At 40.8% G+C, this 15,255-nt stretch carries 9 protein-coding genes; 8 read left to right on the top strand and 1 reads right to left on the bottom strand.

Annotation, left to right across the window (positions count from 1 at the left end; all coding sequences use genetic code 11):
* The first annotated feature begins 49 nt into the window (after nt 1-49).
* The 5 genes from D2V08_RS10370 to D2V08_RS10350 all read left to right on the top strand — a co-directional run bounded on the left by D2V08_RS10370 (nt 50) and on the right by D2V08_RS10350 (nt 8,100).
* On the top strand, nt 50-1,819 hold the full coding sequence (locus tag D2V08_RS10370) for an AMP-dependent synthetase/ligase (RefSeq protein ID WP_119608092.1): 1,770 nt from the start codon (nt 50-52) through the stop codon (nt 1,817-1,819).
* Between the two features lie 339 nt (nt 1,820-2,158).
* A complete protein-coding gene (locus D2V08_RS10365; protein ID WP_119608091.1) occupies nt 2,159-2,608 on the top strand; it encodes a MarR family winged helix-turn-helix transcriptional regulator in 450 nt (149 codons plus the stop codon).
* Nucleotides 2,609-2,623: 15 nt separating this feature from the next.
* Nucleotides 2,624-5,029 carry a 3-hydroxyacyl-CoA dehydrogenase/enoyl-CoA hydratase family protein gene (locus D2V08_RS10360; RefSeq protein WP_119608090.1) on the top strand — a complete coding sequence of 802 codons (2,406 nt, stop codon included), beginning with the start codon at nt 2,624-2,626 and terminating at the stop codon, nt 5,027-5,029.
* A 50-nt stretch (nt 5,030-5,079) separates the two neighbouring features.
* Entirely contained in the window at nt 5,080-6,270 is a 1,191-nt protein-coding gene (locus D2V08_RS10355; protein WP_119608089.1) for an acetyl-CoA C-acyltransferase, read from the top strand.
* A 21-nt stretch (nt 6,271-6,291) separates the two neighbouring features.
* Complete coding sequence (locus tag D2V08_RS10350) at nt 6,292-8,100, top strand: acyl-CoA dehydrogenase FadE (protein WP_182835522.1); 1,809 nt, start codon at nt 6,292-6,294, stop codon at nt 8,098-8,100.
* Between the two features lie 71 nt (nt 8,101-8,171).
* Here D2V08_RS10350 and D2V08_RS10345 read toward each other — a convergent pair whose 3' ends face one another.
* The gene (locus D2V08_RS10345; protein ID WP_119608087.1) at nt 8,172-9,971 is read right to left on the bottom strand and encodes a glycoside hydrolase family 15 protein; all 1,800 of its coding nucleotides are present in this window, start codon (nt 9,969-9,971) and stop codon (nt 8,172-8,174) included.
* A gap of 103 nt (nt 9,972-10,074) precedes the next feature.
* Here D2V08_RS10345 and D2V08_RS10340 point away from each other — a divergent pair, with 103 nt between their 5' ends.
* From D2V08_RS10340 to D2V08_RS10330, 3 genes are all read left to right on the top strand, one after another.
* Nucleotides 10,075-12,285: a bifunctional alpha,alpha-trehalose-phosphate synthase (UDP-forming)/trehalose-phosphatase gene (locus tag D2V08_RS10340; protein ID WP_119608086.1), complete on the top strand. Its 2,211-nt coding sequence runs from the start codon at nt 10,075-10,077 to the stop codon at nt 12,283-12,285.
* Nucleotides 12,282-13,811 carry a nuclear transport factor 2 family protein gene (locus D2V08_RS10335; RefSeq protein WP_119608085.1) on the top strand — a complete coding sequence of 510 codons (1,530 nt, stop codon included), beginning with the start codon at nt 12,282-12,284 and terminating at the stop codon, nt 13,809-13,811. Before D2V08_RS10340 ends, D2V08_RS10335 begins: the two co-directional genes overlap by 4 nt.
* 109 nt (nt 13,812-13,920) lie before the next feature.
* Nucleotides 13,921-15,255, top strand: coding sequence for a M28 family metallopeptidase (locus D2V08_RS10330; RefSeq protein ID WP_119608084.1), 1,335 nt, complete (start codon nt 13,921-13,923; stop codon nt 15,253-15,255).

The following is a 15,255-nucleotide window of genomic DNA, read 5'->3' as shown; positions in this document are numbered from 1 at the left end:
TGTTAAGGTCTGATTTGCTAATTTGCAATCGCTTTACTTAAAACTTACTATGCAAACTGTTACCCGATTATTTGATTTCCCATACTATCAACTTGAAAAATACCCATTAGAAAAATCATTGGTCACTAAAAGTGACGGTAAATGGATAACTACGTCCACCAAAGAATACATAGACAAAGCAAATGCTATAAGTAGAGCTTTGCTTCTGATGGGCGTTAAGCCGAACGATAAGATTGCCATTATTTCCATGACCAACCGAACGGAGTGGAACATAATGGATATTGGTGTCCTACAGATTGGGGCGCAGACCGTTCCTATCTACCCTACCATTTCGGAGGAAGATTATGAATACATCCTAAACCACTCCGAAGCCAAGTATTGCTTTGTTTCATGTGAAGAGGTTTTGGAAAAAGTTCTTGCCATCAGTTCTAATATTAAAAAACTCGAAGAAGTATATTCCTTTGACGAGCTTAATAATTGCAAGAACTGGAAAGATGTATTGGAATTAGGCACTGATGCATCCAATCAAGAGGAAGTTGATAAATTAAAGGAAACGGTAAAACCAGAAGACTTGGCCACCCTGATTTATACCTCAGGAACCACTGGTAAACCTAAAGGTGTTATGCTTTCGCATGACAATATTGTTTCCAATGTTATATCCAGTCAAGAAAGGGTTCCTTTCGAATCCGGTGGCGTTGCGCTCAGTTTTTTACCTGTTTGCCACATTTTTGAACGTATGATTCTCTACTTATACCAATATTGTGGGGTCGAAATCCATTTTGCTGAAGGCCTTGATAAAATCAGTGAAAACATAAAAGAGGTTAAACCCAATGTGATGACGGTGGTGCCCCGACTGTTGGAGAAAGTTTACGATTCCATTATTGCGAAGGGTGCTGCACTTACTGGTATCAAAAAGAAACTGTTCTTCTGGGCTGTTGAAGTAGGCTTAAAATTTGAGCCGTACGGAGCAAAAGGTTGGTGGTACGGAAAAAAATTGGGACTTGCCAGAAAATTGATTTTTAGTAAATGGAAAGAAGGGCTTGGCGGAAACTTATCTGTTATGGTATCCGGTAGTGCTGCTCTTCAACCTAGACTCGCTCGTATTTTCGGTGCAGCGGACATGCCTGTTATGGAGGGATATGGTCTTACTGAAACTTCCCCAGTAATAGCCGTTAACGATCAACGTAACAAGGGATGGAAAATTGGTACGGTTGGAAAGATTATAGATCGGGTCGAAGTAAAGATTGCAGAAGATGGGGAAATCCTATGCAAAGGACCCAATGTGATGATGGGCTACTATAAAGATGCGGAAAAAACCGTACAAGTAATGACTGGCGATTATTTTCATACAGGGGATATAGGTGAAGTAGATGCGGAAGGTTTTTTGCGCATCACTGACCGTAAAAAAGAAATGTTCAAGACTTCGGGAGGAAAATATGTAGCACCGCAGTTATTGGAAAACCGCTTTAAACAATCCCGCTTCATAGAACAGATTATGGTTGTTGGCGAAGGTGAAAAAATGCCCGCCGCATTGATTCAACCTAACTTTGAATTTGTGAAGGAATGGGCCAAACGCCATGACTTGAAATTGGATTCAAATGCAGAGATTGCCAAAAACGGAAAGGTAATCGAACGAATGCAAGAAGAAGTGGATTGGGCCAACCAAGAATTTGCCAAATGGGAAAAAGTGAAACAGTTTAGACTTACTCCGGATGTTTGGACAGTAGAAGAAGGTCTCCTCACCCCTACACTCAAGCTAAAACGAAAGATCATCAAAGCAAAGTTCATCGATTTGTATAATGATATCTATGAACATTGAGCAATTTACAATGTTCAATTAGCAATGACCATTAATCAGCTATCATTTTAGGCTGTCATCCTGAGCGCAGTCAAAGGAGCAGTCGAGAACACACTGTTTTTCAAAAAAAGAAGTATTTGTGATTCCCAGAAAAGCGAAGAATTCATTCTGTTTAAAAGAAGGCTACCCTACTAGAAAAATTTAAAAGCGATAAACCTTCTTCCCTCTTAGCCAAATGTCCAAATAAAACAGCAAAAGTGAATTTAGTTAATTTTAGTTGAAAAAAATCTACACACTTAATCCAATTTATTATGCATGCATAATAAATTTTCATATATTTGAGAACACCAAACCAGTTCTATGAAAGATTTGACCATTGATCACGCCCTTAGGGCTACCTGGCAGGCGGTTAGCAAAATGTACAATGAAGAGGCGAAAAGTTATGGGGTTACAATGGCTATTGGATTTACGTTATTGAGTATTGACCCCAAAGGAGGTACACCAAGCACTACATTGGGTCCCAAAATGGGAATGGAGGCAACTAGTTTATCAAGGATTTTAAAAAGTATTGAGCAAAAAGGATACATACAACGCAAACGTAACCCCAAAGATGGACGCGGAGTCTTGATATTCCTCACCCCATTGGGTTTAGAAAAGCGGGAAGAATCCAAAGAAGTAGTATTGCGTTTCAATCAAGTGGTCAAAGAGCATACTACCCAAGAAGATTTAACTGGTTTTTTTAGCGTCATTGAAACCATTAACAAACTTATTACAGACAAAAAAATCTATATAAAAACAACTAATAATTAAATTACAAACTCGCACATGAAAAGGCATATAAACAAAGTTGCCGTAATCGGTTCCGGAATTATGGGAAGTGGCATTGCCTGTCACTTTGCGAACATTGGGGTCGAGGTGTTGTTGTTGGATATAGTTCCACGCGAACTTAACGACAAGGAAAAAGCCAAAGGACTTACTTTGGAAGATAAAGTGGTACGTAATCGTTTAGTAAACGATTCATTGGCTGCTTCACTAAAATCAAAGCCTTCCCCTATTTACCATCAAAAATTTGCAGACCGAATTACAACTGGGAATATGGAAGATGACATTTCCAAAGTGGCCGATGTGGATTGGATCATTGAAGTGGTAGTGGAACGGTTGGACATCAAAAAACAGGTGTTCGAGAATCTGGACAAACACCGCACACCGGGTACCTTGATAACTTCCAACACTTCTGGCATTCCCATTAAGTTTATGAGTGATGGAAGAAGTGATGATTTCCAGAAGCATTTCTGTGGGACCCACTTTTTTAATCCCGCTCGGTATCTGAAACTTTTCGAAATAATTCCGGGTCCAAAAACTTCACAGGACGTTTTGGAATTCCTAAACGGATACGGAGAGCAGTTCTTGGGAAAAACATCGGTTGTTGCCAAAGACACACCCGCCTTTATCGGTAACAGAATTGGAATCTTCAGTATTCAAAGTCTTTTCCACGCCGTGAAGGATTTGGGGATGACGGTAGAGGAAGTCGATAAGCTGACAGGCCCAGTAATCGGAAGACCGAAATCTGCTACTTTCCGTACGGTTGATGTGGTTGGTTTGGACACCCTCGTGCACGTAGCTAACGGAATCAGTGAGAACTGTAAGGACGACGAACGTCACGAACTGTTCCAATTGCCCGATTTCATTCAAACCATGATGGATAACAAATGGTTGGGCAGCAAATCTGGACAAGGTTTTTATAAAAAGATTAAAGGAGACAATGGCAAGAGTGAAATCCTCACTTTGGATTTGGACTCCATGGACTACCGTTCCAAAAAGAGTGCAAAATTTGCCACTTTGGAACTCACCAAGACCATTGATAAGGTTATTGACCGTTTCCCCATTTTAGTTGGAGGAAAAGACAAGGCAGGTGGATTTTACAGAAAGAGTTTTGGTGCCCTCTTCGCCTACGTCACCCATCGTATTCCTGAAATAACGGACGAACTATACAAGATAGATGATGCCATGAAGGCAGGTTTTGGCTGGGAACACGGACCTTTCCAAATTTGGGATGCCGTGGGTCTGGACAAAGGTCTTGAACTGATCAAAGCAGAAGGTTTGGAAGCCGCTTCATGGGTTTCCGAAATGAAAGAGGCAGGAATTGATTCCTTCTACACCGTAAAGGAGGGCAACACCTACTTCTACGATATTCCTAAAAAGACCATGGAGAAAGTTCCGGGTCAGGATGCATTCATCATTTTGGACAATATCAGAAAAACAAAAGAAGTCTTCAAAAATAGCGGTGTTGTTATCGAAGATTTGGGCGATGGAATCCTGAACTGTGAATTCCAATCTAAAATGAATACCATTGGCGGTGACGTACTCGCTGGTTTGAATAAAGCAGTGGACCTTGCTGAAAAAGATTTTGCAGGATTGGTTATCGGTAACCAAGCGGCCAATTTCTCTGTAGGAGCAAATATCGGAATGATTTTTATGATGGCCGTGGAACAAGAATATGATGAGCTGAATATGGCTATCAAAATGTTCCAAGACACCATGATGCGGATGAGATATTCTTCAATTCCCACAGTTTCTGCTCCACACGGCATGGCATTAGGTGGTGGTTGCGAACTCTCAATGCATGCCGATAAAGTGGTAGCTGCGGCCGAAACCTATATTGGTTTGGTGGAATTTGGTGTAGGTGTAATTCCTGGCGGAGGTGGCTCCAAGGAAATGGCCCTTCGCGCTGCTGATACTTTTAGAAAAAATGATGTAGAGTTGAATGTATTGCAGGAATATTTCTTGACCATCGGAATGGCCAAGGTATCAACATCAGCTTATGAAGCCTTTGATTTGGGCATCTTGCAAAAAGGAAAAGATGTAGTGGTGGTTAATAAAGACCGTCAGATTGCGACTGCCAAAGCACATGCTAAAATAATGGCAGATGCAGGTTACACCAAACCTGTGAAACGCAAAGATGTAAAAGTGCTTGGAAAGCAGGCTCTCGGTATGTTCTTGGTAGGAACAGATTCCATGGAAGCTGGACATTACATTTCAGAGCACGACAAAAAGATTGCCGATAAATTGGCCTATGTTATGGCTGGTGGTGACCTTTCAGAAGCTACTATGGTAACCGAACAATATCTTTTGGATTTGGAACGAGAAGCATTCTTGTCCCTTTGTACGGAAAGAAAGACCTTGGAACGTATTCAGCACATGTTGAAAACAGGAAAACCACTTAGAAATTAGATGAATTGGATTAATCGAATTATCCATAAATCAAAGAATCCAAAGAAAAAATGAAAACAGCATATATAGTAAAAGGATATAGAACAGCCGTTGGCAAAGCCCCTAAAGGTCTGTTCAGGTTTAAGCGACCAGACGAACTGGCTGCAGAAACCATTGAACATATGATGAAAGAGCTTCCTCAATTGGACAAAAAACGTATTGATGACGTTATCGTTGGGAACGCCATGCCCGAAGCCGAGCAAGGCTTAAATATGGGAAGGCTTATTTCGCTTATGGGACTTGACATTGAGGATGTACCAGGTGTAACCGTGAACCGTTATTGCGCGTCAGGGTTGGAAACCATAGGGATTGCTACAGCCAAAATCCAATCGGGAATGGCAGATTGTATCATCGCAGGAGGGGCAGAAAGCATGAGCTACATCCCCATGGGAGGTTATAAACCAACTCCCGATTACGCAACAGCTAAAGAAGGTCACGAAGACTATTATTGGGGCATGGGCCTAACCGCAGAGGCCGTTGCAAAACAGTTCAAGGTTTCTCGTGAGGACCAAGATGAATTTGCCTTCAATTCACATATGAAAGCCTTGAAAGCTCAAGCAGAAGATCGTTTCCAAGACCAAATTGTACCCATTGAGGTGGAACACACCTTTGTGAACGAATCAGGGAAAAAGGAAACCAAGAATTACACGGTCAATAAAGATGAAGGGCCACGAAAAGGGACCAACATACCTACCTTGAACAAACTAAGACCTGTGTTTGCTGCAGGAGGAAGTGTTACCGCTGGTAATTCCTCACAAATGAGTGACGGAGCTGCCTTTGTAATGGTAATGAGTGAAGACATGGTGAAAGAATTGAACTTAGAACCCATTGCCCGCTTGGTAAACTATGCTGCAGCAGGTGTAGAGCCAAGAATCATGGGGATAGGACCTGTGAAAGCCATTCCAAAAGCTTTAAAACAAGCTGGAATGAAGCAGGACCAAATAGACCTTATTGAATTGAACGAAGCATTTGCATCACAATCATTGGCCGTTATCCGAGAGCTTGGACTAAACCAAGATATTGTTAATGTAAATGGAGGAGCCATCGCATTGGGCCACCCATTGGGATGCACAGGAGCTAAACTTTCGGTCCAGCTTTTTGATGAGATGAGAAAACGGGAGATGAAAGGTAAATACGGTATGGTCACCATGTGTGTAGGTACTGGACAAGGTGCTGCCGGTATATTCGAGTTCCTAAATTAAAATTACTAAACACAATAAATCATGAGCGATACAAAAGAAAAAGACATACTGAGAGGAGGTCAATTTTTGGTCAAGGAGACCAAATGTGAGGACGTATTCACCCTTGAGGACCTCAACGAAGAACAAAAAATGATGCGCGAAAGCACTAAGGAGTTTGTAGACAGAGAACTATGGGCACATTGGGAGCGTTTCGAAAAAAAAGATTACGCCTACACGGAAGAATGTATGAGAAAAGCAGGTGAGCTTGGTCTTTTGAGTGTAGCTGTTCCCGAAGCCTATGGAGGTATGGGAATGGGATTTGTTTCCACCATGCTGGTCTGTGATTATATTTCAGGTGCCACGGGATCCTTCAGTACTGCTTTTGGAGCACATACTGGAATTGGAACCTTGCCAATTACCTTGTATGGAACCGAAGAGCAAAAACAAAAATACGTGCCAAAACTTGCCACTGGTGAATGGTTTGGCGCGTATTGTTTGACAGAGCCGGGAGCTGGGTCAGATGCAAACTCAGGTAAAACCAAAGCAGTGCTCTCCGACGATGGGAAGTATTATAGCATTACGGGGCAAAAAATGTGGATATCCAACGCTGGTTTCTGCAACCTATTTATTGTTTTTGCCAGAATCGAAGATGATAAAAACATTACTGGGTTTATCGTGGAAAACGACTCGGAAAATGGAATTTCCTTTGGTGAAGAAGAAAAGAAGTTGGGAATCCACTCCTCTTCTACCCGTCAGGTATTTTTCAATGAAACCAAAGTTCCCGTTGAAAATATGTTGTCTGAAAGAGGAAATGGATTCAAGATTGCCATGAACGCACTAAATGTGGGTAGGATTAAATTGGCAGCCGCATGTTTGGAAGCTCAAAGAAGAGTTATTGGTGAGGCTATCAAATATGCCAACGAACGTATTCAATTTAAAACACCAATCATAAACTTTGGTGCCATCAAAGCAAAAATTGCAGACATGGCCACCAACGTTTATGTGGATGAAGCTGCCTGCTATCGCGCCGCAAAAAATATCGAGGACAGAATTGCTATTCGCGAAGCAAGTGGAAACTCCCACCAAGAAGCAGAGCTTAAAGGTGTAGAGGAATACGCTATTGAATGTTCCATTTTAAAAGTGGCCGTTTCTGAACACGTTCAGCATACCACAGATGAAGGTATCCAAGTATTCGGAGGAATGGGCTTTAGCGCCGACACTCCAATGGAATCTGCGTGGAGAGATGCCCGTATTTCTAGAATTTATGAAGGTACCAACGAAATAAACCGTATGCTTTCCGTAGGAATGTTGGTAAAAAAGGCCATGAAAGGTCATGTTGACTTACTAGGTCCAGCTACGGCTGTGGGTGAAGAATTGATGGGTATCCCATCGTTTGAAACACCTGATTTCTCTGAAGTGTTATCAGAAGAAAAAGACTTGATTGTCCGATTGAAAAAAGTATTCTTGATGATTGCAGGAAGTGCCGTTCAAAAATTTGGACCGGATTTGGAAAAACATCAGATGTTGTTGATGGCTGCATCCGATATCCTGATTCAAACCTATATGGCAGAATCTGCTATTTTAAGAACTGAGAAAAATGCAAAACGTTTTGGTGAAGAAGCCCAGGCAGCACAAATAGCCATGTCCAAGTTGTATTTGTACAGGGCGGTCGACATTGTTCAACAAAAAGGAAAGGAAGCTATAGTTTCTTTTGCGGAAGGTGATGAACAGCGTATGATGCTAATGGGACTTAAACGCTTTACCAAGTATACAAACCAACCCAATGTTGTGAAACTTAGAACGCAAATTGCCGATAAAGTTGCCGCAGATAATGGGTATACCTTTGACTAATTCAAATATTTGTTGGGATGAAAACCCAGTAGGATTTGAAAACGCCCCAAATTGGGGCGTTTTTTTATTTGTCAACTTATGGATTCCAATATTTTCTCCTCCCCTTGCTTTTTGGAGAAGTTTATAGCACATTCTATAAGGGCTAAATGTGAATACGCCTGTGGGAAGTTCCCCAGCAATCGTTTCGTTTTAAAATCAATATCCTCACTAAATAGCCCTAAATGATTACTATAGCTCAATAATCGTTCAAAACGCTCCAAAGCCTTTTCCTCCTCTCCAATTTTGAACAAGGCATTGATAAACCAAAACGTACAAATAGTGAATGATGAAGATGGAAGTCCAAAATCATCTTCATTTTTATAGCGGTACAAAAGCCCATCATTGCTAAGCCCTTCTTCAATTGCCTTTACGGTGCTTACATATTTTGGATCACGGGCGTGAATAAAACCATAGGGTTCCATCAACAATACGGAAGCATCCAAATGGCGGGATCCATAGCTCTGTACAAATGCGTTGATATCACTATTCCAGGCATTTTCATGGATGTCATCCTTAATTTTTTGCTCAAGTGCAGTCCAACGTTCCAACTTTCTCGTTTTTCCAAACATATTCGCCACCTTTATGGCACGGTCCAAGGCTACCCAACACAAAACCTTGGAGAAAGTAAAATGTTTGTCTTCCCCACGAAATTCCCAAATACCCTTATCTGGTTCCTCCCAGTGTTTTCCAACGATCCATACAATACCTTTGGTAATGCTCCATAGTTCCTCAACATTCTCAATATCGTTGCTAAAGTTTTTCAACTGCTCGTAAATCACATCCATCAAAATTCCATAAATATCGTTTTGACGTTGTTTATATGCAGCATTCCCTACACGAACAGGCTTGGAATCTTTGTAACCATCAAAATGGCTCAAAGTCCTTTCGGTCAATGTTTTTTCCTTATTGATACCGTACATAATTTGGAGTTTTTCATCCTTATCAGGCATTAAATCAATAATAAACTGAAGATAACGCTTCGCGGAGTTCTTATGCCCTAACTCGGAAACCACTTTGATCACCATGGATGCATCTCTAATCCAACAAAAACGGTAATCCCAGTTCCTTACTTCACCAATGGTCTCTGGGAGAGATGTGGTAGCAGCGGCCAAAACAGCACCTGTTTTGTCATAAGTCAACATTTTTAAGGTTATGGCACTTCTGATTATATCATCTTTAAACTTTTGGTAGTTTGGGGTTTTAGCGGACCAATCCAACCAGTACACCCTGGTACGTTCCAGTTCCAACCCCATTGTATCGGTAGTCGGCATCAATATTTTTTCGTTGTAACAAATCAAAAAATATCCGTCTTCCACCAAGGTTATCTCATCCCCTTCCAAAATACGTTCTTTATCAAAAGAAGTATACATAAAAAGCGTATCATATTTTAACTTATGGGTAAGGCTGGCAATAAAATCTTCCTTAACAAAATGCTTGGTGGCCCCTAACCCATATTCCAATTTAGGATCATATTTTACCGTAAATTTTGGCGCACCCGAAACATATTTCACGTATCGAATAATCTCTGGCTGGGCTTTGTACTTTCCATTCATTTTGTGGTGACGGGGCATAAAGTCATGCACCTCAAAAACATTGTCCCCTTCGGAGTACCGAGTAATCAAGATTGCGGTGTTACGATAATATTCTTGCTCAATGGTATAACTCCCTTTGGGAAGTACTTCAAAACTGCCTCCTTTTTTCTCGTCCAATAATTTTGCAAATATTGAAGTTGAGTCAAATTGCGGTAAACAGCACCAGTCTATGGAGCCTTCTTTGGAAATCAACGCCGCACTCCTGCAATTTCCTATAATTCCGTAATTCAAGTTGTCCATAGATCAAAAATTATCAAAAGGGTTAGAATGAATTGGTTTTGCGCTCGAATTTCCCGATTTTTAAAGAAACAAAAAATTAAAATAGGTCAAAAATCATCCTTTTATGGGCAAAACTATCATAATCTCAAATCGACTACCCGTTCAATTACAAATTAGCAATGGAACTCTTAATGCGATACCAAGTGTTGGAGGATTGGCAACAGGAATGAAATCTGTTCATAGCGGAGGTGAAAGTTTATGGATAGGTTGGTCAGGGTTAACCGATGAGGATATCCCTGAAGCACTTGAAGATGATATTGACAAAGCCCTGGAAGAACATGGCTGTGCCAAAGTAAAGTTGAATTCCGATGAAATTGATGGTTTTTACTACGGGTTCAGCAACAGGACCATTTGGCCCCTATTCCATTATTTTTTGAAATATTCCGAGTTTGAACTGAATTATTGGGACACCTACAAAGCGGTGAACCAGAAGTTTGCTGATGCCATCATAGAAAATTCAACTGAAGACGATACTATTTGGGTGCATGATTACCAACTGATGCTCGTACCTCAAATGGTACGAGAAAAACGTCCCGATACCACCATCGGCTTCTTCTTACATATTCCCTTTCCTTCTTTTGAGATATTCCGAACATTGCCATGGCGTGAAGAAATTTTAGAAGGATTGTTGGGCTCGGACCTTATCGGTTTCCATACGTACGACTATGAAAGACACTTTTTGAGTTCTGTGAGAAGACTTATTGGCCTCGACGTAAGCTTTAACGAGATTTATTTGGACAACAGAGTTATAAAAGTAGATTCCTTCCCTATGGGAATCGATTACAAAAAGTTTAGGGATGCCGCCGTATTGCACGATTCCAAAAGCAAAGAGGGACGCAGTGACCTACAACTCCGTTTGGATAATCACAAAGCATCTGCACCCGATACCAAACTCATCCTTTCCATTGACCGTTTAGATTACAGTAAGGGCATTGCAAAACGTATCAATGCCTTTGAATACTTCCTTCAGAAATACCCAGAATACAAGGAAAAGGTGAGATTAATCATTTTGGCGGTACCCTCCCGCTCCAATGTACCCCAATATCAATTGTTGAAAAGAGAAGTTGATGAATTGGTGGGGAGGATCAATGGTGAGCTGTCGACGGTAAATTGGACGCCTATTTGGTACTTCTACCGCTCTTTGCCCTTCGAAAGTTTGATAGACCTTTACACTTCTAGCGATATTGCATGGCTTACACCACTACGAGATGGGATGAATTTGGTGGCCAAGGAATACATCGCCACACGAACAGATAAATCCGGAGTGCTTATTTTGAGTGAAATGGCCGGATCTGCTTACGAAATGAACGAAGCACTTTTAATAAACCCAAACAACTTTGAGCAGCAGGCAGACACCCTGAAGCTAGCCCTAAATATGCCCTTGGAAGAGCAGGTATCTCGAAACTCTTTTTTACAAAAAAGGTTGGAACGCTACAATGTTGAAGTTTGGGCCAATGAATTCATGAATGCCCTGAAAGAAAACAGGGATTTGGGTAAAGCTTTTATTTCCGAAAAAATGTCATCCGAAATATTGTTGTCCATTGAAGCGGAATATTCAAAATCGAAAAAACGATTGTTGTTCCTTGATTATGATGGAACCTTGGCTGGATTCCACAAAGACCCTCAAAAAGCTTCTCCCGATGAGGAGCTATATGAGCTTTTGGACGAATTACACCAACAAAAAGATACTACTGTGTTTTTAATAAGTGGAAGGGACAAACAAACCTTTGGACGCTGGTTCTTGCCCAAAAAATATAACATGATTGTGGAACATGGTGTCTGGATTTCTAGAAATGGTGATGAATTTAAAATGTTGGAACAAGTAAAAGGAGAATGGATGGGTAAAATTAGACCTGTTTTGGAATCCTTTGTGGATAGAACTCCGGGCTCTTTTATTGAAGAAAAGAATTATTCTTTGGCCTGGCATTACAGAAACACAGATCCTGATTTTGGAACAAAAAGAGCTACTGAGCTCAACACCGTATTACGAAGTTTAATCGGTAATGACGACATTAGTGTATTAAATGGAAACAAGGTAATGGAAATAAAAAGCAGCAACGTGAACAAAGGTAGGGCTGCTACTCGTATGTTAAGTGAAGACGATTACGACTTTGTTTTTGCCATTGGTGATGACTGGACAGATGAATTTATGTTCCAAGAACTGCCCGACTCGGCCATTACAGTTAAAGTTGGACTCAAAAAAACACAGGCCAAATACCATGTGGAAAATACTGCAAGGGTAAGGCAACTTTTAAAACGTTTTACAAAACCATGATACGAACAGTTTTCATTATTTGCTTTTTATTGGTTAATGGCCATGGATGGGCCCAGACAGAAACAGAGGTGTATCTTTTTGACCTAGAAGTAAACAATGGAAAACCGGTTCTTACCAATCCCAAAAATATTTCCAATAACCCGGGTTACGACAACCAACCTTCATTTTGGGATGATGAAACCGTTTTGTTTGCATCCACACGGGAAAACCAAACCGACATCCTTCAGTTTAATGTGAACAAGGGCAGTACCTCAACATGGTTGACCTACACCACGGCAGGTAGTGAATATTCACCCTTGCGCATTCACAATAAAAATGCCATTTCTGCTATTCGATTGGATATGGATGGTTTACAACGCTTGTATGAATACAATTTTAAAACGAGTGAATCTACCCCAATCACAGATTTGAAAATTGGATACCATGTTTGGTTCAACGACCATATTCTGGTTGCAACCGTTTTGGTGGAAAATCGAATGGACCTAAAAATTATCAACCTAGAAGAAGGCACCCAAAAAACAGTTTACCAAAACGTAGGACGGTCGCTACATAACATACCCAATACCGATTTAGTCAGTTTTATTGCCAAAAAGAGTAATACATGGCAAATTTTGTCCTTAGACCCGATAACTGGTGAGTCAAAAAAAATAACGAACACTTATGACCTTGAGGAAGACCTTTGTTGGTTGGATGAAAACACCATTGTTACCGGAGCAGGGAAAAAACTTTTAGCGTTAGATGTAAACTCCAAAGGTTCTAATTGGGAAACCATTATTGAATTTGACCAAGAAGAAATCAACAATATAAGTCGTATTGCCATTAGCCCTAACTCAAAAAGATTGGCTTTTGTCGCCGAGGAATCACCAGCAAAAATTATTCAAAATCAAGTAACGGCATTTAATAATAGGGATTTGGATGCTTTTGTGGGTTGTTTTTCAGATGATGTTCTGGTAAGTCGTTTTCCCAATGAAAAAATGTATCAAGGTAATGACAAAGTGCACGAAAACTATAGTCGCTTTTTTGAAAACGTCAAGAACTCAAGTGTAGAGGTAATTAATCGAATTGTACTCGGAAACACCATAATCGATGAGGAAATCACCAAAGTTGATAGCCGAGATGGGCGCCAGGTTGCCATTTACCAAGTGCAAAACGGGTTTATTTCATCTATGACATTTGTCTTTCCCGACGGACCATTAACCGATGCGGAAAAAATTGTACAAGAACAACTGGAAGCATACAATAATCGAGATATTAAGGCCTTTGCAGACACTTACGCAGATGATGTTGAACTTTACCAATTTCCAAAAACATTCCAATCCAAAGGTAAACCCAAACTTGTTCAGCAATACGGTGCATTTTTTGAAAACACCCCTGATTTACATTGTGAAATAAAAAACAGAATTGTTATCGGAAACAAGGTGATTGACGAAGAATCGGTCACCATCAATGGAGAAATTTTGAAAGCCATTGCCATCTACGAAGTGGAAAATGGCCAAATTGCGAAGGTGACCTTTATCCAAAATTAGACATTTCGTTTTTTAACAATCTTTCAAGTTCTAACATAAAACTGCTTTGAGTAGTTTTCGCTATTTTTATGGTTCAAATTTTCAAGGAAAAACTCAACTCAAACTAATTATGAAAAACTACCTCCCCCTAATTTTTGCTTTTTTTATCCTATCACTTTCACAAGCTCAAACGGACACACGTATTTACGATATCATCAATGATGTATCAGCCGAACGCATCGAGAGCGATGTTACAACGCTTGTAAACTTCGGAACACGACACACGTTAAGCGATACTGTTTCCCAAACTCGGGGGATAGGTGCCGCTCGAAGATGGATTAAGTCAGAATTTGAAAAAATATCATCAAGCTGCGGAGATTGTTTGGAAGTCTTCTATCAAAAAAACCTGATTGAAAAAGGAGATAACGCCCGAATTGTAAAAGATGTTGAAGTGGTAAACGTAGTAGCCATTCAAAGGGGAACCAAATTCCCGAACCGCTTCATTATTATGAGTGGAGATATCGACTCCCGTGTGAGCGACCCAACCAACTATACTTCAGATTCACCCGGAGCCAACGATAATGCCAGCGGAATGGCTGGGACAATTGAAGCATCGCGAGTACTTTCCAAGTACAAGTTTGAAAGCAGCATTATTTATCTGGGTCTTTCCGGCGAAGAGCAAGGACTTTATGGTGGAAAAGGAATGGCCGCTTATGCCAAGGAGAAAGGATGGGACATAGTAGGTATCCTCAATAATGATATGATTGGAAACATCACAGGTGTTGATGGTGTAGTAAGCAATAGGGATTTCCGAATCTTTTCAGAGCCCGTTCCTCCAACAGAAACCGAACAACAACGTAGAGCAAGACGTTTTTACGGTGGCGAAGTGGATGGGATTTCCCGTCAGTTGGCAAGGTACGTGTACAAAACTACCAAAACCTATATGCCAGAAATGAACCCCATGATGATTTACCGTTTGGATAGATTTGGCCGTGGTGGGCACCACAGACCATTTAACGATGCCGGCTTTGCAGGTATTCGAATTATGGAGGCGCATGAAAATTACACCCAACAACACCAAGATATTCGTGTAGAAGATGGTATCGCCTATGGTGATGTGTTGGAACATGTCAATTTTGGGTATGCTAAAAAACTGACCTCAGTAAACGCCATAAACTTGGCATCTATTGCCTGGGGCCCTCCAGCTCCAGAAACTGTAGAAATTGGTGGAATCGTAGAACCTAATGCAAAACTAAGATGGAGTAAGGTAGAAGGTGCAGTAGGCTATAAAATTTATTGGAGAGATACCACCTCCCCTACTTGGGACAATTACAAGTATGTAGGCGATGTCAGCGAACATACCCTAGAAGGTATTGTTATTGACAATTTCTTTTTTGGTGTAGCTGCCGTTGGAAAAGATGGGCACGAAAGCCCTGTGGCTTTCCCAAACAAGGTTTTTAGATAA

Source organism: Flagellimonas lutimaris (assembly GCF_003581615.1).
Classification (GTDB): domain Bacteria; phylum Bacteroidota; class Bacteroidia; order Flavobacteriales; family Flavobacteriaceae; genus Flagellimonas; species Flagellimonas lutimaris.
Note: the sequence above shows the minus strand (reverse complement) of the source record. Positions and strands in the feature narration are given on the sequence as shown.